The sequence below is a fragment of the Stieleria sedimenti genome, assembly GCF_025060895.1.
Lineage (GTDB): Bacteria > Planctomycetota > Planctomycetia > Pirellulales > Pirellulaceae > Stieleria > Stieleria sedimenti.
In genome coordinates this window covers 13,344-35,247 of the sequence record NZ_JANZKV010000007.1, presented here as the reverse complement: position 1 = coordinate 35,247, position 21,904 = coordinate 13,344, and the positions used below count along the sequence as shown (strand labels likewise).

Below are 21,904 nucleotides of genomic sequence, written 5' to 3'. Positions count from 1 at the left end.
TTAGCGGTTAGCGGTTAGCGGTTAGCTATTAGATTTGAGATTTGAGATTGGGTGACCCGACGATGTGGCATGCGAAGACGAGCAGGATGAACGCGTTGGCCGGGATCGCTTCGGGCGATCGGGGTGTGCGGCTGTCTCGTGGCCTGTTGTTGCTGGCCTTGTTGACGGTCTCGGCGACCGTCTGTCACGCGCGGGGCAGACCGTCGCCAGATGCTTCATCGCAATCCTCCGCATTCCAGTGGACCGATACGCAATGGGGCCGCGTGTTGCTGATGAAGGATTACAACACGCGGATCGTGATCTTCGGCGTCGCGGTGCTCGGCGGGGCCTCGGGATTGGTCGGCAGTTTCACGCTGTTGCGCAAGCGTGCACTGATGGGCGATGCGCTCAGCCACGCCAGTTTGCCGGGGATCGCGATCGCGTTCATCGCCGCCAATTGGTTCGGCGGGGACGAAAAATCCTTGCCTTGGTTGCTGGTCGGCGCGACCGCCAGCGGGTTGCTGGGTGTTGCGGTGATTCTGGTGATCCGCAACCAAACACGGCTGAAGGAGGACGCGGCGCTCGGCATCGTGCTCAGTGTCTTTTTCGGCGCCGGCGTCGCGTTGTTGGGTGTGATCCAACAGATGGACACGGGACACGCGGCGGGTTTGGAAGGCTTTATCTATGGAAAAACCGCTTCGATGCGGGCGGCCGATGCGCGATTGATCGCCGTCACCTCGCTGATCGTCATCGCCGGCTGCCTGGTTCTGTTCAAAGAACTCAAACTGTTGTGTTTTGACGAAGGGTTTGCGGGGGCGCAGGGGTTTCCCGTGATTGCACTCGACGCCGGCTTGATGACGATGGTGGTCCTGGTGACGATCGTCGGTCTGCAGGCGGTGGGGCTGGTGTTGATGATCGCGTTGCTGGTGATTCCGGCGGCGGCGGCGCGATTCTGGACCGAAACGATGTGGCGGATGATGCTGTGGGCGGCGTTGCTGGGGACCGGCGGCAGCATTGTCGGTGGATTGGTCAGCGCGTTATTCCCGGGACTGCCCTCGGGTGCGATGATCGTCCTGGTGTGTTCGCTGTTTTTCTTTGTCAGCATGATGCTGGGGACGCGACGCGGCGTGATCATTCGGTTGATTCGCCGGATGCGGCTGAACCGTCGAATCGATCGCCAGCATTTGCTGCGGGCGATGTATGAACAACTCGAAAAATCATCCGGCGGGTTAGACGACTCGGGCCTGGCCGAGCGCGCCAAGCGACGCATCTCCGTCAGTCTTGGCAAGTTGCTTTCGATGCGCAGCTGGTCGCGGCGACGCTTGAGCCGGGCGATCGAGCGGGCAGTCGAAGACGAGCTGCTGCGGATTCAAGACGGCGCCTGCAAATTGACCCAAGCCGGATTCACCGAGGCGGCGCGGCTGACCCGTCAGCACCGTCTGTGGGAAATGTATCTGATCGCCTACGCGGACGTCGCGACGGCCAACGTGGACCGCGACGCCGACAAGATCGAGCACGTGTTGGCGCCGGAAGTGATCGATCAGCTGGAGGACTTGCTGGATGAACAGGGCATGACGATCCCGGTGCCGCAAAGCCCTCACGGACCACTCGGCTCCGGCGAAGCAATTGGCGTCCTGGGAACCGACGCCGAGGGACACGCCGGCGTGGAGCCGCCACACGACGACTCGGGGGGACACCAGTGATGACCGGCGAACCGTTCGTTGCATGGATCGGACAGATGCTTCCCCTGGGGTTTTCGTGGAACTGGGGTCTGGACGGCTGGATCGTGGTGATCGGCGGCTTGGCGGCCGTCGCGTCATCGTTGCTGGGAAATTTTTTGGTGCTCCGCAAGATGAGCATGTTGGGCGACGCGATCACACACGCCGTACTGCCGGGGATCGCGGTGGCCTTTTTGTTGACCCAGACCCGCAGCAGTCCGGCGATGTTTGTCGGTGCTGTGATCGTCGGCCTGTTGACGGCTGTGTTTACCGAGTGGATTCGCGGCGCCGGGGGTGTCGACGAAGGCGCTTCGATGGGCGTCGTGTTCACCTCACTCTTTGCGCTCGGGCTGGTGATCTTGGTTCAAACCGCCGACGCGGTGGACTTGGATCCGAACTGCGTGCTGTATGGATCGATCGAGTTGACTCCGCTCGATACGGTCTCGGTCGGCGGTCGCGACGTGCCCCGAGCGGCGGTGGTCCTTGCGGTGGTGACCGTCGTCAACGCGTTGTTCGTCTTACTCTTTTTCAAGGAACTGCGTCTGACCTCGTTCGATCCGGCGCTGGCGACGACGATGGGGTTTTCGTCTAAGTGGATGCACTACGGGTTGATGATTCTCGTCTCGGTGACGGCCGTCGCGTGCTTCGAAAGTGTGGGCAGCATTTTGGTGGTCGCGATGTTCATCGTGCCCGCCGCGGCGGCTTACATGTTGACCGATCGGTTGGGCCTGATGATTGCAATCAGCGTCGCGTTGGCGATCGTGTCGGCGGTACTCGGCCATGTTTTGGCGCTCAGCGTTCCGGCTTGGATGGGATACCGCAGCACGACGACGTCGGGCATGATCGCGGTGGCCGCCGGTGGCCTGTTTTTTACTGCCGCGACGCTCGGGCCCAGACACGGCGTGTTGGTGAAACTGGTCCGACGCCAATTGCTGTCGCTTCGCATCCTCTGCGATGACATCGTTGCGTCGCTCTTTCGGGGCGAAGAACTGGAACAACAGCCGCCCACGGCGACCTGGTTGGCCGGGGAGTTGTTCGCGTCCCATTGGTCGATGAAGGCCGCCCTGGCGATGCTGCGCAGACGCGGTGAAGTCGCCGATCAGCACGATCGATTGCAATTGACCCACGTCGGACGCGAACGGGGACAACGGTTGGTCCGGTCACACCGATTGTGGGAACAATACCTGGTCGACCGGGCGGGCAGCGGCGCCGAGAGGATTCATGACCAAGCGGAACGATTCGAGCACTTCACCGACCGCAATCTGCGCGACGAGCTTGCCAAAGAGACCGACACACCGGTCGAAGACCCGCACGGCCGGCCAATTCCCGACGAGAGTTAAAAAGTCCCCGCTGATGGCCTAATTCGTGGCCTACGGTTTTCCTAGTGCTTTTTCAACTTCGAATTTGACGGAGTACGAGGGCGTGCCTGCGAGAGTCCGCGGGCCACCGATCAACCACGAATCAATCAGATAGGACGATGGCTACAATTCCCGCTAAACGCAGCAGAACGCTTGTTGATTCGGAGGTCCAGGGCAGCCTGGTCCGCCGCGTGGCGTTGCACTGGATTGTGTTCTTTGTTTGCAACACGATCGCACTCACGTTCTGGATCCGATTGTTTGAGCAACCCGATGCCGACTGGGGACAGACATTCGGCGACACCGTTCGTCGGTTCTTGCCGTTCTTCGTGATCACGGTCGCCTTGATCCCGGCGTTTGTCTGGGACACGTTGAAGCTGAGCCATCGCTTTGCCGGCCCAATCCTGCGATTGCGCAACACGCTCAAGGACATCAAGGCGGGCCGCGCGGTTGCCCCGCTGAAGTTCCGCGACAACGATTTTTGGCAAGAGATGGCGTGCCACTTCAACGACGTCATGCGGCTCCGAGATGCCGACGGTCAAACGAACCCGGTTGAGTCCGAAACCGACGAGGCAGGAAAGGAACCGTCCAATGCATAACCCCTTCAAACGCAGTTCGATTCTCGGCGTGCAAAAGGGACGCCGGAAACGAGACGGGGTTGCTGCGGTTGAATTCGCGGTTTGCTTGCCCGTGATCGTGCTGCTGGTTTTCGGATCGATTGAGGCGTCCAGCTTCATCTTTCTCAAACAGTCCCTCAGCGTCGCCTGTTACGAGGCCGCTCGAGAAGCCTCGCAATCGGGCAGCACCGAGGCAGAAGCGGACGCGCGCGGATTGGCGATCCTGGAATCCCGAAGCGTCAATGACTTCGAGATTCGATTTCCCAGCGGCGTGGACGAGCTGCAACGTGGCGAACAGGTTGTCTGTGAAGTCTCGGCCCCGACACGAACCAACAGTCCGATCGCGGGCGAATTTGTCACCAACCGAACGCTGGTCGCCCGCGTCGTGATGTTGAAGGAATAGATCAACCGTGCCCCATCCCACTGATAAACCAAATCGTTTCAATCCCATGGTCAAGCACCGTTTGACGCGTCGCCGGCAACGCCGGGGTGCGATGCTGGTTTTGATCCTCGTGATGCTGATCGGGTTTCTCGCCACGGTCGCCTTTTCGGTTGACATCGCACACATGCACCTCTCGAGAACGGAATTGCGCTCGGCCACCGACGCGGCATCCCAAGCGGCTTCACAAGAACTGTCCAAGACCTTTGACACGTCGCTGGCGATTCGCAAAGGCCAGGAGATCGCGCTGCTCAATCGAGTCAACGGACAACCGCTGCAATTGGAATCCGGTGATTTCCAATTCGGTCGCAGCGATCTCGATGCCGACGGACGCTTCGTCTTTCGCCAAGGCGCGACTCCGCTGAACACCGTCCGCGTGACCGGCCGGCGCACCAGCGGCTCCGCGTCCGGAGCCATCCCGTTGTTGTTCGGAAACGTCTTAGGGTTCAGCACGTTTGAACCCGAGATGACCGCGGCGGCAACGTACATCGAACGCGACGTCATCCTGGTGGTCGACCGCAGCGGTTCCATGAGTGGAACCAAGTTCGCCGATCTGCAAACAGCGATCGGTGTGTTCGTCGCCACACTCGGCACCACCCCGGTCAACGAGCAAGTCGGCTTGGCATCCTACAGCGAGTTTGCCACCGAAGATGTCCCATTGACCGCCAACCTCGTCGAAGTGACCAATGGATTGTCCGCCCTGGTCACCAGCGGTCGCACCAGCATCAGCCGCGGCATGAGAGCCGGTGAGGCGATCATGAAGGACGGACGCGACCGAGCGTTCGTGGAACGGACGATGATCGTGATGACCGACGGGTTGCACAACGAAGGCCCCGAGCCGAGCACCGTGGCCACGGACTTGGCCGCCGATCGGATCCAAATCCATACCATCACCTTCGGCAGCGGCGCCGACCAAGACCGCATGCGGACGGTCGCGCAAATCGGCGGAGGCAAACACTTTCACGCGCTCAGTGCCGCCGAACTGACCGAGGCCTATCGTGAAATCGCTCTCACCCTGGGAACGGTGATCACAGAATGACAGCCACAAACCATGCAGCGATGGCGACAAACCGGAGTGACAACCACGTGAACGCCCCAACGACGGATTTCCAAACCAACGCGGGTTTCCAATCCGATCGCCGACCGCGTGGCTCGGTGCAGACCGGCAATCGAGTCAGCCGGCGGCGAGTCAACCGCCGCCGCGGGCGTCGCCGACGCGGTGCGGCGATGGTCGAGTTCGCAATCGTCGCCCCGCTGTTGTTTTTCTTTTTCTTCGCGGCCTTTGAATTCTGTCGCGTCTCGATGATTCGACACACCGTCGATAACGCCGTGTACGAAGGGTGTCGCAAAGCGATCGTCCCTGGGGGAACCGCGTCGGACGCGCGGGCGGCAGCCAACAACGTGCTGGGAACCTTGGGACTGCAGAAGGCCACGGTCAACGTTTCCCCCGGCACGATCAACAACCAGACGCCCGAATTGACCATGACCATCGAGGTCTCGTTGGATGCCAACACGTTTGTGCCGCCACAGTTCACCGGCGGCAGAAAGATCATCCGAACGCTGACGATGAAGCGGGAAACCGCCAATCTGTAGATCCGACGTGGCGCAAGCTTCCTGCGAACGCCACGACGACGACGCAAGCCGGAAGCTTACGCGACGACGGCAATGAGCTACACTGGTCGCTTCTCCCACTCGCGGTCGCCGGATTGCGAATCGGGATCTCCGCTCCAGTCTTTTCAATGCAGTCCGATGGGTATCCGCTTTTCGTGTCACGGTTGTGGGAAACCGCTGAATATCAAAACCGAGTTGGCGGGCCGTCGTGGACTCTGCCCCGAGTGCGGTACCAAGTTTCGCATCCCGCTGACCGACACTGAATTTTCCACGCCGATCGCCCCGACCGGCGTTGGGGCGGGAACAGCAGCCACCCCGAACGAACCGGCCGCCGCCGCACCGCAACCGGCGACGTCCAAAACAGCGGTCAAGCAAAACGGTGCCCCCCGGCCGTCCGAAGAGGTATCGCCGTCAGAAGAGGTATCGCCGTCCGCAGCGAATGCTCCGCAAACCGAGCAGCTTCCCGGCGGCCAGCAACCGGTAGCGAGAAAACCGGCGACAAGCAGACCGACAGCCAACCAACCGGCGACCCCAGACGCGGCGAGCACGGCCGCGGCGAACTCCACGGTCCCATCGGCCGGGGCGGAACCGGAATTGCTGTCCAGCGAATCGACCGCCACCTGGTACGTCCGTCCACCCAGCGGGGGACAATACGGGCCGGCCACCTCGGCGATGTTGAAGGTTTGGATCGACGAGGGACGCGTGGCGAGGACCGCATTGCTGTGGAAAGACGGCTGGCCGCAGTGGCGTGAAGCGTCCGAAGCGCTGCCCGAAATCGCCGATTCCCTGCCGGGTTCGATGTCACTGGAAACCGCTGATCCGTTCTCCGACGGCCCCAGCGGGTCGAAATTGACGACGCCGATCGCCCATGAAAAGACCAGCCGGATCCACTCTGAATTCGCCGGTGACGCAAAAATTGGTGCCGTCCGGCGCAAACGCTCGTCACGGCGGATCACCTTGGTCGCCATTCTTGCGGCCCTCGTCGTCGGCCTGATCGTCACCCTATTCCTGGTGGCCTCCACCAGTGGTTGACGCGAGATTTGGTTCGTAACCGTGCCCGACGACTTTCGTACTCTTTGCCTGATCGGCTAAAGTGTTCCAAGATTGAACACTGTCTGATTGAGCACTGTCTTCCCGTTTTCACCTAACCATCGCGGAGTCCCCAAGATGCGAAACCGATATCCAGCCCTTCGACCTGTCGTCCTGATCGCAGCGTTCCTTTCGTCGGCCTTCCTTGTCGACGACAGCCCGGCCACTGCCGCAGAGACGGAGAAAGCTCCGGAGTCGGTCAGTGTGTTTGACAAAGCCGAGTTGAAGGTTCCCGCGGAATTCGAACGGACGCAACCGGCTTCGCGGATCGTTCAGCATGAGTTCAAGGTCGGCGAAGGCGAGTCGACGGCGCGATTGACGATGATGGCTGCCGGCGGTAGCGTCGACGCCAACATCAAGCGTTGGAAAGGTCAGTTTTCCGGCGGCGACGAAGCGGACCAAAAAAGCGAAAAGATGGACATCGGCAAATGGACGGTCCACATCGTCGACGTCAGCGGCGCCTATGCCGAGCGGATGGGCGGTGGACCGTTCGCCGGAGGCAAAGTCGTCCAACGCGAAAACTACGCCATGGCTGGCGCGATCTTGATCGAGCCGGAAGGACGCCAATTCTTCATCAAGATGATCGGGCCGGCCGACGTGGTGAAGGGCAACCGTAAAAAGTTTGTGGCGATGGTCAAGTCGATCGGTCAGTGAGACCGAGACGTCACGGTATGGGTTTCAAGCACCGCTCTTGAGTTTCTGAGCACGAGGCAATGATTCGAATATGAATATCCAGAGTTTGCTTGAGCACCACGGGATCATCCGCAATCCGTTTGCCGAAGAAGACGCCCAGACGGATCAGGTGTTCAAGGAACACTGCATTGCCAACGCCTACCATCCCGTCTGGGACAAGGTTTACGGCGATCCCCAAGAACCGTCGACCGCGATCGTGTTCGGCCCCAAAGGATCCGGCAAGACCGCGATGCGGTTGCAGATCCGGCGGCACCTCCAGAAGTTCAATCAAGAACACCCCGCCGAACGGGTCTACACGATCGCCTACGACGACTTCAATCCGTTCCTGGATCATTTCAGTGAACGATTGAGCCGACGCACCAATCGCAAGCCGGAACGGGTGCTCAAGGAATGGAAGCTCTGGGACCACATGGATTCGATTCTGTGCCTGGGCGTCACCAAGCTGGTCGATCAGATCTTAAAAGCCGACCACGTCGAAGACGGGATCGATCGCCAGGCACTCTCGAAGCTGGACCGAACGGCATCGCGTGACTTGCTGCTGTTGGCCGCCTGTTACGACCAATCCAGCGACGGCTCCTTCGTCGATCGTTGGAATGACCTGCGACGTCACCTCGGTTACAACAACGTGGTCGCAAAAATCAGCTGCTGGTTCGCCTGCGTCTGGAGCGTGATCGTTGCCTGCGGATTCGTCTACCTGATGTTCACCTCATCCGGTGGCGGGGATGCCGCTGCGGCCGAAGGCGGCGAAGTGGTGGCGACCAAGACGGTTTGGGATTACCTCTGGTTGGCGCCTCTTTTGATGTTGATCGGGTCGGCGCCCTACTTGCTGCGTCTGCTGAAAACGTGGTGGGCGGCGTTTCGCATTCGTCGACACATGCGAGTCGGAAAACGGGAAATCGGAACCACGCGCAAGCTGCTGCATTGGATTCCCACCAAGGAACTGGCCAGCCAACCCCTGCCGCGCTACGACCGGACCGACGACCGCTACGAATTGCTGAACAAGTTCCAGTCGGTGATCGATCGACTCGGCTATTCCGGCATGATCGTGCTGATGGACCGCGTCGACGAACCCCACATGACCGGGGGCAAGACCGAACTGATGCGGCTGTTTGTTTGGCCGCTGTTGGACAACAAGCTACTCAAGCATCCGGGGATCGGATTCAAATTGATGCTGCCCCAGGATTTGCACCGAGACATGGAACGCGAGTCACGTGATTTTCACGAGCGCGCCCGACTGGACAAACAAAACGTGATTCCGTCGTTTCAATGGACCGGCGAATCCCTCTACGATCTGGCCCGCGCCCGAATGATGGCCTGTGCGGCGCCTGGGCAATCCCCCGAGCCGAAGGACCTGTTTGCGGATTTGGATTACGCACGGATCATCTCCGCATTCAACTCATTGCGCGTGCCCCGGCATCTGTTTCGATTCCTGTATCGGGTCTTGGTCGATCACTGCAATCGATACACCGACTCCAATCCCGAATACAAGATTCGCTCGGAGACGTTTGAAACCGTCCTGGCCGTCTACAGTCGTGAAGTCGACTCCAACACGCTGTGAGCGATCCAGTGCAGCGTCCGGTCCACGATCCGGCGCAAGGCTCGGGCGGTCCGACCGTGGCGACGTGGCAAAGCAAAGCGGCCATGATCGTGCCGCTGCTGATGTTCTTTGTGCTGGCCGCAGCGATCGACACCAGCCCGGTCCGCGACGGCGAAACCATCAACGCCCAGGCGTACTTGATTTCCGTCATCGCTCGGGTCGTGGCGATGTCGGCGATGATGCTTTGGTTCGGTAAAGAGATCGTCCGTCAGTTTCCGTTGGCGATCGATCGCTGGGGATGGATCGTCGGCATCGTCGGCGCGGCGGTTTGGATCGGAGTCTGTTCGCTCGATCTGGAACGCCAACTCATCGAGACCGTGGGACTGTCGGGCGATTGGTTGCCCCAACGCGAAGGGGTCAATCCATTTGCGACGTACCCACCGGGATTCGAATTGATTGGTTTTCTGATGGTGCGTTTCACCTTGCTGGCTGTTTGCGTCCCGATCGCGGAAGAATTGTTTTTGCGTGGGTTTGTGATGCGGGCCTTCGAAGCGGAAAACTGGCCCGCGCTGTCGCTGCATGAAATCGGCCGCAACGGTTTGATCATCGGTACGGTGTACGGAATCGCGACGCACCCGGCCGAGTTCATCGCCGCGGCGTTGTGGTTTTCGCTGGTCAGCTGGCTGATGGTGAAAACGGGAAAGTTTTGGAATTGTGTGATCGCTCACGGTGTCACAAACTTGATCCTGGGCATTTATGTTTGCCTGACCGGCACCTGGCATCTTTGGTAGTGATCAACGCCATGCACTTAAAGACCCGCGACCGCCAAGACGAATGGATGGACGAACCGGACATCGATTCGACCTTACACGCCAATGCCTTGCGGGGACTCTCACGCGTCAATCGGCTCAGCGGCGCGGTGCGTTCGATTTGGAATCCGATTGCCGAGGTGGCGCGGAAGCGGACCGAGGGTCCGATCCGCGTGCTCGATGTCGCATCCGGCGGCGGTGACGTCGCCATCGGGATCAAGCAACTGGCCGATCGCAAGGGTTTGGCGATGGATGTCGTCGGCTGTGACATCAGCCAGACCGCGGTGGAATTTGCCGGGCAGAACGCCAAACGTCGAGGCACGGACGTTACGTTTGTCCAGCAAGACGTGCTCGGCCAAAATTTGCCACCGGACTTCGACGTCGTCTATAGTTCATTGTTCCTTCATCACCTCGATTCGGCCGATGTGGTTCGTCTGCTGGGATCGATGCGGACCGCGGCACGACGCCGAGTGGTGATCAGTGACTTGTTGCGTTCTCAGCTGGGCTACGTGTTGGCCAAGTGGGGCATCCGGCTGCTGACGACCAGCAAGGTCTGTCACGTCGATGGTCCGTTGAGCGTGCGTGCGGCGTTGACGATGCCAGAAGCGATCGAATTGGCGTCGCAAGCCGGGCTGACACCGATCCGCATCAAACGAAGATGGCCGGAACGTTTTTTGATGGTTTACGACATTCAAACCACCTCGCAATGATCCAAACACTGGCCGCGACGACGACCCGACAGCAAGCGTCTCAAGAACGCTGGGACGCGGTGATCGTGGGCGCGGGGATCGCGGGTTCGTTGGCCGCGTTGGGGCTGGCCCGGCAGGGCCGCAAGGTTTTGCTGATCGAGAGGACGACGTTTCCGCGGCACAAGGTTTGCGGCGCCTGTCTCAACGGCGATGCCATCGCCGGTCTTCGCAGCGCCGGGGTCTGGGATTCGATCGAAGCACTCGGCGGGCATTGGCTGAGCCAATACAGCATTCGCAGCGGATTGAACCGGGCGAATTTAGAACTCCCCGGCGGACATGCGGTCTCACGATTCGCGATGGACCGCGTGTTGGCCGAGTCCGCGATCGCTGCCGGCGCACAATTTTTAAGCGACACGGCGGTGACGATCGGCAGCGACGCGGCCGACAGTCCGACACGCTCGCTGCATGACAATGACGGCCATCGCTATCATGCTTCCGTTGTGATCGCGGCCAACGGCTTGGCCAGCAAACCGGCCTCGGGTGATCCCGACGATCGGCTGGTCGTGCCGGCCGACTCGCGCATCGGCTTGGGCGCCCATTGGACGCAATCGGACGACCCGCGGGGCCCCATGCACTTGTCCGGCGGTGTGATCTACATGGCCATTGCGGAAACCGGATATGTCGGATTGGTGGTCACCGAGAATCAGGTGGTCAATCTGGCCGCGGCGGTGGATCGGTCTGCGGTCCAAACTTCCGGGCCGGCCGAGGTTTGTCATCAAATCCTGCTCTCTTGTGGCTGGGATCTGGCCAAACAGCTTCAAACGACGCATTTCCGAGGCACGCCCACCCTGACGCGCCGCCGCAAGATCGCGGGGGGCCAGCGTCTGTTCTATGTCGGTGATTCGTCCGGTTACGTCGAGCCGTTCACCGGCGAAGGCATGGCGTGGGCGATCCGCGCGGGGTTGGCGGTCGTGCCACGAGTCGACGCCGCGATCGACCGCTGGACACCGGAGCTTCCCCAGCAATGGACCGACGATTTGAAACAGACCCTGGGAAAACAGCAGCGGCGCTGCCGCATGATCTCCAGGTTGCTCCGCCACCCCGTGCTGGTGCGACACACCGTGGGTGCCCTGTCTCGCTTCCCGCGATTTGGCCGATTTGCCGTCCAGCAGATCCATCGAGACCGTCGGCAAGTGCTGCAGGAGCTTGACTCCGATACTCGCCAGTCGGGGGCAAGTGGGGATGCTGCGTGAGCCGTGGCAGCTTCAGTTTGGCTCAATTGCAGGCTCTTTTGGCCGGCGCAGGGTCCGACAGGCCATTTTCGGCTTGCCCGCGGTGGTGAATTTGCTAGGCTTTGGGGCTCGAAGTTGGCCGAGCCGAAGCGCCGGCCGAAACATCCATTCACAATTTTCTTAAGGCCGATCAAGTCGGCGCAAACTTTTGGAGAACCGACTAGGTGGGTACCAAGAAGACCGGTAAAGGGCGACGAAAAGTAGGACGAAAGAAACGACGCATGCGCAGCAAGATTCGGCATCGCAAGAAGTAAACGCCTGCGGTGATGACAAGTGAACAAACGGCCTCGACCGCCATCGGGGCCGTTTTTTCGTGCGCGGTCGGGTGGTCGGCGTGAGATTTCAGATTTGACCACTCTCCCACTGGGCATTGGTGTCTACACCTCTTCAGTAACCCTCTCTGGCAGGGAGGGTCGAGCGCAACGAGGGGAGGGTCAGGCGCAGCGAGGGGAGGGTCGAGCGGTCGTCGCTGAGCGATTCCCAGCCACAGAGACCCTCCCCGCTCCGAGCGTAAACTCCTCCGCGACCGTCCCATCAGCTTGGTCGTGGCCGGCCCGCCTGGCCCTTCCCGGCTGTAATCGGTTTGACTTCAGTTGGGCGTCGGACGCTGCAGCTCCCAACCGATCTTGACCGATTCCTCGCCCAACCTCGTCTCGACCAGATGATTGGCGATCTTGTAGGATGAGCCCTGTCGGCGTTGCGATTGCTCGAATCGCGACGCCCCTTTTTTCCCTTGTTACAAGAGACTGGTTCTACCCGGATGGGATTGTACGAACGTGATTACGGCCGCGAGGATGAATCGCCCTGGGATCGGCACCTGCGATCACAGTCCCAGATGCCCAAGAGCATGACGATCATCTTGGTGATCATCACGGTGGCGGTCTTTCTGGTCGACGTGTTCACGGCCAAAGCGGTCGGGCAAGGCGAAACGGTCAGCCGGTTGATGCCCTGGTTCGGCTGCTGGAAACAAACGCTGCTGCAGCCCTGGATGTGGCACCAGTTCCTTTCCTACGGATTTCTGCACTCGTTGGAGACGCCGTTTCATGTCGGATTCAACATGTTTGGTCTGTTCATCTTCGGCCGCTCGGTCGAAGAGCGGATGGGGCGCTACGAGTTTCTGCGGGTTTATCTGGTTTCGATGTTTCTCGGCGGCATTGCGGGCTGTCTGACCTACTGGGTGATGGGCGTGCCGGTGGGCGTCGTCATCGGTGCCAGCGGCGCGGTCAGCGCCGTGACGATCCTGTTCGCCTGCTACTACCCCGACGCGAACATCCTGTTGATGTTTATTTTTCCCGTCAAAGCTTGGGTGGTCGCCGTTTTTTTTGTGATCAGCAATCTGTTCGGTTCGTTGTCGATGCTGTCCGGGCCGGTGGGCCAAGACAGCGGCGGGACCGCCTTCACCGTCCACCTGGCCGGAATCGCGTTTGCATTGGCCTATCACTACCAACGCTGGAATCTGAGCTGGCTGGATGTTTCCAAGTACCGAAATCGCGTGGGCCGATCGGTCAAACGAACCAAGTTAAAAATTCACGACCCCGACGCCAAATTGCGGCGGGAAGAGGATGACGTGGACCGAATCCTGGCCAAGATCCACGCTTCCGGCGAAGCCAGCCTGACGCGGGCCGAGCGACGGACCCTGGAACGACACAGTCGCCGGAAACGCGAGAGCCGCAAGTGAGACCGGTGCGTTGCCGTCGTCTGGTTTCACGGTCGGGTCAGGATCTATCCTGGCGAGATTGATCATGCAGGACGAGTTCCTGAACTACACACCACCACGTCACCATAAGGGTTTCCGATGAGTTCACCGCCCGTTTCGTTCAGGCTTGCTCGTTCCACTCGCACACGCTCTGGCGTGGCACTCGTCGTCGCACTGCTGGCTGTCCTGCTGGGCGGCCTGCTCGTTGGCCTGCTGAGTGCCTCGCCGGTGTCGGCGGCAGACGCTGACCAACCACTTGCCGTCGGTGACAAGGCGCCCGATTTCGAATTGCCGGTCCAAGGAAAAAACGGATTCGTGACGCTCTCGCAGCTGAACGAGCAGGGTCCGGTGGTGGTCGTCGTCCTGCGGGGCTACCCGGGATATCAGTGTTCGACCTGCAAGCGACAAGTCGGCAACATCATCAATCGAGCCAAGGCACTCGCCGCAGCGTTGGGTGACCAACCGAACCGTGTGTTGCTGGTCTATCCCGGTAACGAATCCAGCGCCGAACTGGATCGACTTGCCACACAATTCATCGGTGGGCGGAGGATGCCCGATCCGCTGGTGATGGTCTGCGACCCGGGGATGGAGATGGTCAAATCGTGGGGACTTCGTTGGGACGCACCTCGCGAGACCGCTTATCCGGCGGCGTACGTGATCGGTGCGGGACGTCGCGTCGAGTGGGCCAAGGTCAGCGATTCACACGCCGGTCGCGCCTCGGTCGAAGACATCTTGAAGGCGCTCAAGAACCTTTAGTGCTCCGTCAATGCTTTAATTGAGGGTGCCGCGGAAAAGGGGTCAGGTACCAAAAATGCGAAGCACCCGTTGGGCCATTTGGTTTTTGGTACCTGACCCCGTTTCCGCTTCGCTCGTGTCTGTCATTTCCCGTTCCATTCCAATCACCCGGCGACCGCCATGCAGGTTCGAAAAGCAGTCATCACAGCTGCGGCCCCCAACCAAAATCGCATTCCAACCCAGCAGCTGGTCGATTGCCAGGGGAAAGACAAATCGGCGCTGCAGCTGATCCTTGAAGAGGTTCTGTCCTGCGGCGTCGAAGAGATCTGTTTGGTGATCCGGCCTGGCGATCAACGGTCCTTCGAACAGGCCGCCGGTGATCTGGTCGGCAGCCTGCAATTTGTCGAACAACCCGAGCCGGTCGGATACGCCGACGCGATCTTGCGTGCCAAGGAGTTCGTCGCCGGAGAACCGTTTCTGCACCTGGTCGGCGATCACCTGTATTTAAGCGCGTCGAACCTCTCGTGTGCGATGCAGTTGGTCAACGTGGCCTCGGAGTTTTCGTGCTCCGTCTCGGCCGTCCAATCAACGCGTGAAAACAATCTGCCCTACTTCGGAATCGTCTCAGGGACCCGCGTAGCGCGAAAGGAGGGTGTGTTTGAAGTCCAACGGGTGGTGGAAAAACCGACTCCGACACGCGCGGAGCAAGAATTGGTCACGCCGGGACTTCGATCCGGTCACTACCTGGGCTTCTTCGGCATGCATGTGCTGACCAACGACGTCATCGCCGCGCTCGAACAAGTCGTCGCGGATCAATCGGTCAGCAAGCCGACGCTGTCCGATGCGCTGGACGTGCTTCGTTCGCGGCACAAGTACATGGCCTATGAAGTTCACGGGACACGCTACAACTTGGGCATTCCCTATGGGTTGCTGATCTCGCAATTGGCGATCGCACTCTCGGGGCGCGATCGCGATCGAATCCTGACCGAGTTGGTGGACTTGTTGGCACAACGCAATGCCGCTGCCGTCGACGGGGGCCGGAACACATGAGCAATCGATTGATTGACATCATTCGGTCGGAAGACGATTCGCTTCGGCACCGTTCCTTGGAATCGGTCGTCGCCGACGCCAACACGCAACAACTGCTCGAGCATTGCCGACAGCTGGACGCCTACCGACGGACCGAGGACAACCTTTATTGTCGTGTGCGAGCCTTGTTTTTTCTCTCGTCGATCCACCGCTATCAGCTGCCGGATCGACTCGAGCAGGAGCTTGCCGATTCGGCCTCGCAACGCTCGGACGGATTGATCCCCTTTAGCGGTTATGAGCATCTGCTTTCGCGTCGGTTCGGCGAGGCGATCGAAGAGTTTCTTCAGACCCAGGAAACGTCCGGCCCCAGCGATGCGATCAGCAGCGCCTTGGCCCAAGCGTATCACCAACTGGGTTTTCAGACGCTGGCCGACCAGGTTCGCAAGAGTGTCCGCACGGTTCGCGGCAATCAGTGGATGTTTCGACTGGGGCACCCCATCGACCATCCGCTGCGGCTGCGTCGTGAAATGCTCGACGGCGATCAACAACACGGCGTGATGCCGTTGCTGTGTGAAACGACCGCCGTCCGCATGGACCTTTCTCACAGCGCCTGGAGCGACATCTTTTTTTTGGGGATGGATTACCCCGAAGGCGCGCGGGTGTTGAACATCTCGGTCGATCTGGGTGTGCGTGGTCGAGACGATCATCCCAGCCCGCCGATTGAAACCTACCTGCGGGTGATCGACGAACCGGTGTTTCGATTGGCCAGCGTCGACTTGGCGGCAACCGCCGATGTGACGACGATCGGCGAGATGTTCGATTTTGCCCGTGATTATTTAGGCTTGTTGAAAGCGGCCGTGATCGCCGCCGGCATCGTTCCGCCGGGGCTGGAAGGCTGTGGTCGACCGATCAGCGAATTGTTGACCCAACTGGTCGGTCCCGGCAAGGGTCTGGAATTGGTCTCCAAGATCAACGACATTCCCAAGGGGTCGCGGTTGGCCGTGTCGACCAACCTGCTCGGCTCGCTGATCTCGATCCTGATGCGTGCGACCGGACAGATCGAATCCCTGACCGGCGGATTGACCGAATCCGAGCGTCGATTGGTGGCGGCCAGGGCGATTCTGGGTGAATGGATCGGCGGCAGCGGCGGCGGCTGGCAGGATTCCGGTGGGGTCTGGCCGGGCATCAAACTGATTTGTGGCACCGATGCCGCCGAGGGTGATCCCGAGTACGGCGTCAGTCGCGGGCGATTGATGCCGGTCCACGAAGTCTTTGATCGCAAACGGGCGACCGAGCAAACCCGTCAGAAATTGCAGGACTCGCTCGTCTTGGTGCACGGCGGCATGGCGCAAAACGTCGGCCCGATCTTGGAAATGGTGACCGAGCGTTACCTGCTGCGCAGCGAAGCGGAATGGATCGCCCGCGGTGAAGCGATGTCGATTCTCGATGAAGTCGTCGCGGCGATCGAGTCGGGCGACATCCGCAAGATCGGCCAAGCCACCACGCGCAATTTCAAAGGCCCGTTGCAGACCATCATTCCCTGGGCGACCAACCGTTTCACCGATCGACTGATCGATGCCTGTCGCGGCCAATACGGCGACCAGTTCTGGGGCTTCGTCATGTTGGGCGGCATGTCCGGCGGCGGCATGGGGTTTCTGTTTGATCCGTCAATCAAAGCGAAGGCGAGCGATTGGCTTCAATCGGAAATGATCGAGGTCAAGACACAGTTGCAGACCGCGTTACCATTCGCCATGAACCCGGTCGTTTATGACTTTTCGATCAACGATCATGGCACCTGGGCAGAACTGCGAACCGGCGGCGAGGCGTTCATGCCCGATCGCTATTACCAATTGGTCTTGCCGGGACTGCTGCGAACGGCGCCGCGTGACTTGTCACCCAACCGACGATCGGAGCTGCAGTCGATCGCGCGGCGATGCGCCGAAGGAAAGATCGCGACAACCGCCTCGTCGAAATTGTTGCAAAGCGTCCTGCCACACGACGAATCCCAACAGCGGTCCGGCGCCTCCTTGCACGAACTGTTGCACTCCATCGGATTCGACTCCGAACAACACGAACAAATTCGTGCCGATCTGAAAAACGGACGAATCGGATTGGCACAGAACCGGCTTTCGTCGAGCACCACGATTCGCGATGTCGGCCCGGAGCACGTCACCGACGTCCGCCAAGGCTGCTCGGCGAAAGACATTCAGGCGGGGAAACAGGCGATTGCCGACGGACAGGTCGCGGTTGTGACGTTGGCGGCGGGCGTGGGAAGCCGCTGGACCGAAGGCGCCGGCGTCTGCAAGGCACTGCACCCCTTCAATCGGTTTGCCGGCCGTCACCGAAGTTTTCTGGAAGTCCATCTGGCAAAGACGCGTGCGACCACACGCGCGTTCGGCGGACGAATCCCACACGTCTTCACGACCAGCTATTTGACCGACGCCCCGATTCGACAACACCTTCAGCAGAACGATGATTTCGGATTCGAGTCGGGTGTTGAAGTTTCCACCGGTAAGAGTGTCGGTTTGCGAATGGTGCCGACCGTCCGCGATCTCCATTTTCTTTGGGAGGAGACGGCCAGCCAGGTCTTGGATCAACAGCAGCAAAAGGTTCGCGAGAGTGTTCGCGCGGCGCTGATGAATTGGGCCAAGACGACCGGCGAAGCGAGTGATTATACCGACAACCTCCCCAACCAGTGTCTGCATCCGGTCGGTCACTGGTACGAAGTTCCCAACTTGCTGCGAAACGGAATGCTGCACCAATTGCTGCAAGATCAACCGTCGCTTCGCTATCTGCTGCTTCACAACATCGACACGTTGGGTGCGAACGTCGACCCCGGGCTGCTGGGGGTGCACATGCGGAGCGGCGCCGAGCTCAGTTTCGAAGTCATCCCCCGTCGCTTGGAAGATCGCGGCGGTGGCCTGGCGCTGGTCGCCGGCCGGCCCCGATTGGTCGAAGGACTCGCGATGCCGGACGAACGCGTCGAATTCGAGTTGTCGTATTACAACTCGATGACGACTTGGATCGATCTCGACAAGTTGCTGCAAACGTTCGGGCTGACACGCGCGGATTTGGTCGATCAAACCAAGGTCGATGCGGCGGTTCGCAAGTTGGCAAAACGTTTACCCACCTACGTCACGCTGAAAGATGTCAAAAAGCGCTGGGGGCACGCTCAGGAAGACATCTACCCCGTTGCCCAGTTCGAAAAACTGTGGGGCGACATGACAGCACTGCCGGAAGTGGAGTGTCAGTTCTTGGTTGTCCCCAAGCGGCGCGGACAACAGCTCAAGGAACAGGCTCAGCTCGATCCATGGAAACGCGACGGTTCGGCCGACGCGATCGATTCGCTCTGCGATTGGAATGATTGAGTCGCCGCGGGGCCGTCAGATGGCAGGACAATCGATGGCAGAATGATAGGCGCGTCAACGTCCGCCCGGCGTCGCAACACCCCATCATTCTGCCACCCCATCATTCTGCCAAAACCTCTCTTCATCGTTTTGCCCCCATCGTTTTGCCCCCATCGTTTTGCCCCCCCTCACGCCGACGGCCCGCCGGCCACTCCCATCGCCTCCTTCCAATCCGCGATCCAGCCTCGGACGCGGCGGGCGAAATCCCGCGGTGTTGCACCGACGGTTTGCAAGGTTGCCTGATTTCCGTCAAACACCATCTGCTCGAGCGTGGCGTCAATTTGTTGCAAGCGGTCAGAAAGCCGTTGTAGAATTGCGGCTTCGTCGTCTTCGGAGATCGGTTCGGTCAGCAGCCGTAACCGTTCGACGGATTGATTGATGGATTCGTGTGGCTGACGCAGGCGGACCAGTTTTCCGTTTTCTGCTTTCAAGCGACACGAATCGATGAAGACGCGTCGGAGCCGGCAAGACTCATCGAATTGAAACACCGGATCTTGGTCCCAATACAGACTCAGCTGCCCGCGGGATCGGAAACCGATCACGACTTCGGCTCGGTCCACCCACAACCTGCCGCGAACCGGCATTGCGGTCCCATCGCGGAGCAAATCTTCACGGTCGTCGGTTTGCTTTGCCATCAGGAACGAGAGAATGACGAATCAAATTCAAATGCAGCCGACGTTTCGTGTCCAGCTTCCTTGGGAACGGGAGGAGGCCAAACAACGGCTTCGCCGCGCGATTCAATCGGACGAACTGTCGGCCCACGCGGAATCGGCCGGGTGGGTGTTCGATTTCCAAATCGAATCAGCGGACAAGCGGTTCTGGTCGCCTCACCTATCGGTCCAATTGAACTGTATGGACGAGCCGCAGTCTAGCGAGGCATTTTGTCGATTTTCGCCACGGCCCGAAATTTGGACGATGGTGATGGCGATTTATCTGGTCGCGGCCTGCTGTTTCTTCGCCGCGTTGATTTTCGGATTCGTGCAGTGGTCGATGGGCAATCCGCCGTGGTCGCTGGTCGTGGTGCCGATCGCGATCGCCGTAATCGCCGGGTTGCATCTGGCCAGCCTGATCGGTCAGGGCTGGAGCCGCGACCAAATGGACCTGCTTCGCGCCCGCTGGGACCGCACGCTGGAATTGGCGCGGGACCTGACGGTCGTTGGGTGTCAAAGGAGAGAGTCAGCGAATCCGGTATCCCGTTCGGGGTAGGCCGCCGACATTCGGTTTAAGGTGTTAGCGGAACGGCGCGAGCCGTCCGGTTTGACCGTGAAAGACCGGAGGGCTCGCGCCCTGCCGCTAACAAAAGCCCCCCGTTTGCTGCAACCATCGGTGGGGCATGGGGCTCGCGCCCTGCCGCGAAACAATGCTTCACAGCGCGAGCCACTACGCCCGTTCGGCTTGCTCATGCATGATCGTCAGCAGCCGATTGATCATCGTGCTCTCCTTGTGAGAAACCTTTCCCACTCCCAGATGCCCGCCGGACGCTTTGGCAACCGTGATCATTTGTTTCTCGGTCAAGTGGATCAATCGATTCGCGGCGTTACGTGACATCTTTTTCAGAATCCCGTGCGTGTACCGTTTCCAAGCATCGATGCCCAATCCCGGCGGCTGTTTTTGCAACCACGTTTCCAGCACCAGCCATGCGGTGGAGTCTTCGCGAATCCCCAGCTTGGCTGCCTGCGTTTGAATCACCTCGCGTTCTTCCGAGTCGGCGTGGTCTTCGGCCCACGCGACCAACACCAGCGGAATGAATCGCAGGCAGATCAATTCGTCGGCGGTGATTCCCAGCTTGGAAAGCTCTTCGATCAATTTTGCGTCCTCGACACCGGTGCTGCGAACCAACGCGGCGCGGGACGCCTCCGAGCCGGCTTCGGCGTGGAGTCGCTGGACGATCCTGGCCTCCAACTCGGCGAAGTAGTGGGCCGCTTGTGACTTCGGGGTCGCTGGTTCGTCGCTCATGGTGGCTCTCGATTCAACTCGTTGGCGGGGGGGAAGACGTTGATCACACGTTCGCGACAAGCGGGCTGTCGATTGAATCAATGTTCCGAAATCAATCGGCGATGATCTCCGCCTGAAGGTGCAACTGGAGGGCCAAACGGGAGCGGCAGGATGGTTTTGCCCGTGTGATTGGAACGCGTTGTCATGATGTCACACATCGACGCACGACCAATCGAGACAAATGGCACACAGTGGGCCAATTCGCACGCTCGATGGAAATTCAAACGATCCAGAGGGGCGATCTGACAGTCCTCGCCGGTTCTGGCATTCGATTTGCTTGACTGCTGGCTGATCACCACCCTGGAGAATTTTTGCTATGCATAACGTCTTACTTGCCATCGACGGATCGACCCCTTCGATCGAAGCCGCCAAACTGCTCGCCCACCTTCCCCATCCGGACAGCTTGGACCTGACGGTGTTGAGTGTCGTCCAACGTCCCTTCATTCACAGCAGTTACGCGACGGGCGAATTGCTGGAGAAGGCGTTTGAGCGAGACAAAGCCTTTGCCAATGAGACGTTCAGGCAGGTGGCAGAGATGTTCGACGGGGCCAACGTGACGATCAAACATGCGATGCGTGAAGGCCCGGTCGGTGAATCCATCGTCGAGCTCGCCGGATCACTGAAGCGGGATTTGGTGGTCGTCGGTGCCAAGGGGCATTCGCAAATCACGCGTTTGTTGCTGGGCAGCGTCAGCGATCACGTCGCCACCCACGCCCCCTGCAGCACGTTGGTGGTCCGTCCCACGGGGCTGCATGAAACGGCACGTCCGATCCGGGTCTGCTTGGCGTACGAGAGCAGCGACTCGGCGTCCTTGGCGTTGGAAGAGATCGCGGAAGTCCCTTGGAAAACGGGAACCGATTTTCATCTGCTGACGGTCGAAACCTATCTCTCGGATTTCATCGGTCAACGGATCGCGGACGAAGGCATTGAGATTTCGTCGCACTACCTCGAAGGTCTCTCCGACGCCAAAGCGCGACTGGCCGACGTGGCCCCGCACGCCAAAACGCATCTGGTCAAAGGGGATCATATCGGCGAAAGCATCGTCACCTTTGCCGAAGACAACGCCATCGACTTGCTGATTGTCGGCGAAACGCCGCGGAGCGCCGTGAATCGCTTCCTGTTGGGCAGCACATCGCGGTATGTGTTGCGTCACGCACCGTGCAGCGTCTGGGTGACGCGCAATCGAGCGGTCGAAAACATGGACTCTTAACCAC

General features: G+C 60.0%; 20 protein-coding genes. 18 read left to right on the top strand and 2 right to left on the bottom strand.

Features of this window, described 5'->3' with window-relative positions; translation table 11 throughout:
- Positions 1 to 86 precede the first annotated feature (86 nt).
- The 16 genes from NZK35_RS01145 (at position 87) to NZK35_RS01070 (ending at position 18,656) form a co-directional block, all read left to right on the top strand.
- Positions 87 to 1,682 carry a metal ABC transporter permease gene (locus NZK35_RS01145; RefSeq protein WP_259630764.1) on the top strand — a complete coding sequence of 532 codons (1,596 nt, stop codon included), beginning with the start codon at positions 87 to 89 and terminating at the stop codon, positions 1,680 to 1,682.
- Positions 1,682 to 3,037, top strand: a complete 1,356-nt coding sequence (locus NZK35_RS01140; protein WP_259630763.1) for a metal ABC transporter permease — start codon at positions 1,682 to 1,684, stop codon at positions 3,035 to 3,037. The genes NZK35_RS01145 and NZK35_RS01140 overlap by 1 nt, the downstream gene beginning before the upstream one ends.
- Positions 3,038 to 3,174: 137 nt before the next feature.
- Positions 3,175 to 3,651, top strand: a complete 477-nt coding sequence (locus tag NZK35_RS01135) for a hypothetical protein (RefSeq protein WP_259630762.1) — start codon at positions 3,175 to 3,177, stop codon at positions 3,649 to 3,651.
- A complete protein-coding gene (locus NZK35_RS01130) occupies positions 3,644 to 4,072 on the top strand; it encodes a TadE/TadG family type IV pilus assembly protein (protein ID WP_259630761.1) in 429 nt (142 codons plus the stop codon). Before NZK35_RS01135 ends, NZK35_RS01130 begins: the two co-directional genes overlap by 8 nt.
- Before the next feature lie 46 nt (positions 4,073 to 4,118).
- Positions 4,119 to 5,147, top strand: a complete 1,029-nt coding sequence (locus NZK35_RS01125; RefSeq protein ID WP_259630760.1) for a VWA domain-containing protein — start codon at positions 4,119 to 4,121, stop codon at positions 5,145 to 5,147.
- Between the two features lie 47 nt (positions 5,148 to 5,194).
- Positions 5,195 to 5,701: a TadE family protein gene (locus NZK35_RS01120; RefSeq protein ID WP_259630759.1), complete on the top strand. Its 507-nt coding sequence runs from the start codon at positions 5,195 to 5,197 to the stop codon at positions 5,699 to 5,701.
- Between the two features lie 156 nt (positions 5,702 to 5,857).
- The gene (locus NZK35_RS01115) at positions 5,858 to 6,751 is read left to right on the top strand and encodes a GYF domain-containing protein (protein WP_259630758.1); all 894 of its coding nucleotides are present in this window, start codon (positions 5,858 to 5,860) and stop codon (positions 6,749 to 6,751) included.
- 135 nt (positions 6,752 to 6,886) lie between these two features.
- Positions 6,887 to 7,462, top strand: a complete 576-nt coding sequence (locus tag NZK35_RS01110; protein ID WP_259630757.1) for a hypothetical protein — start codon at positions 6,887 to 6,889, stop codon at positions 7,460 to 7,462.
- Positions 7,463 to 7,532: 70 nt separating this feature from the next.
- On the top strand, positions 7,533 to 9,059 hold the full coding sequence (locus NZK35_RS01105; protein ID WP_259630756.1) for a hypothetical protein: 1,527 nt from the start codon (positions 7,533 to 7,535) through the stop codon (positions 9,057 to 9,059).
- A complete protein-coding gene (locus tag NZK35_RS34530; RefSeq protein ID WP_259630755.1) occupies positions 9,056 to 9,829 on the top strand; it encodes a CPBP family glutamic-type intramembrane protease in 774 nt (257 codons plus the stop codon). Before NZK35_RS01105 ends, NZK35_RS34530 begins: the two co-directional genes overlap by 4 nt.
- An 11-nt stretch (positions 9,830 to 9,840) precedes the next feature.
- Positions 9,841 to 10,557 carry a methyltransferase domain-containing protein gene (locus NZK35_RS01095; RefSeq protein ID WP_259630754.1) on the top strand — a complete coding sequence of 239 codons (717 nt, stop codon included), beginning with the start codon at positions 9,841 to 9,843 and terminating at the stop codon, positions 10,555 to 10,557.
- Positions 10,554 to 11,789, top strand: coding sequence for an NAD(P)/FAD-dependent oxidoreductase (locus NZK35_RS01090; protein ID WP_259630753.1), 1,236 nt, complete (start codon positions 10,554 to 10,556; stop codon positions 11,787 to 11,789). The genes NZK35_RS01095 and NZK35_RS01090 overlap by 4 nt, the downstream gene beginning before the upstream one ends.
- A 799-nt stretch (positions 11,790 to 12,588) precedes the next feature.
- Positions 12,589 to 13,506, top strand: a complete 918-nt coding sequence (locus tag NZK35_RS01085) for a rhomboid family intramembrane serine protease (RefSeq protein WP_259630752.1) — start codon at positions 12,589 to 12,591, stop codon at positions 13,504 to 13,506.
- Between the two features lie 117 nt (positions 13,507 to 13,623).
- Complete coding sequence (locus tag NZK35_RS01080; RefSeq protein WP_259630751.1) at positions 13,624 to 14,280, top strand: redoxin domain-containing protein; 657 nt, start codon at positions 13,624 to 13,626, stop codon at positions 14,278 to 14,280.
- A gap of 159 nt (positions 14,281 to 14,439) precedes the next feature.
- Positions 14,440 to 15,309 carry a sugar phosphate nucleotidyltransferase gene (locus tag NZK35_RS01075; RefSeq protein WP_259630750.1) on the top strand — a complete coding sequence of 290 codons (870 nt, stop codon included), beginning with the start codon at positions 14,440 to 14,442 and terminating at the stop codon, positions 15,307 to 15,309.
- Positions 15,306 to 18,656, top strand: coding sequence for a UTP--glucose-1-phosphate uridylyltransferase (locus tag NZK35_RS01070; protein ID WP_259630749.1), 3,351 nt, complete (start codon positions 15,306 to 15,308; stop codon positions 18,654 to 18,656). The genes NZK35_RS01075 and NZK35_RS01070 overlap by 4 nt, the downstream gene beginning before the upstream one ends.
- A 167-nt stretch (positions 18,657 to 18,823) precedes the next feature.
- Here NZK35_RS01070 and NZK35_RS01065 read toward each other — a convergent pair whose 3' ends face one another.
- Positions 18,824 to 19,330: a hypothetical protein gene (locus NZK35_RS01065; RefSeq protein WP_259630748.1), complete on the bottom strand. Its 507-nt coding sequence runs from the start codon at positions 19,328 to 19,330 to the stop codon at positions 18,824 to 18,826.
- A gap of 13 nt (positions 19,331 to 19,343) precedes the next feature.
- On the opposite strand from NZK35_RS01065, the gene NZK35_RS01060 reads away from it, so the two are divergent.
- A complete protein-coding gene (locus NZK35_RS01060) occupies positions 19,344 to 19,901 on the top strand; it encodes a hypothetical protein (protein ID WP_259630747.1) in 558 nt (185 codons plus the stop codon).
- Positions 19,902 to 20,075: 174 nt separating this feature from the next.
- Here NZK35_RS01060 and NZK35_RS01055 read toward each other — a convergent pair whose 3' ends face one another.
- Entirely contained in the window at positions 20,076 to 20,651 is a 576-nt protein-coding gene (locus NZK35_RS01055; RefSeq protein WP_259630746.1) for a hypothetical protein, read from the bottom strand.
- A gap of 355 nt (positions 20,652 to 21,006) precedes the next feature.
- Between NZK35_RS01055 and NZK35_RS01050 the strand changes: the two genes are divergently transcribed.
- Entirely contained in the window at positions 21,007 to 21,900 is an 894-nt protein-coding gene (locus NZK35_RS01050) for a universal stress protein (protein ID WP_259630745.1), read from the top strand.
- The last annotated feature ends 4 nt before the right edge of the window (positions 21,901 to 21,904 follow it).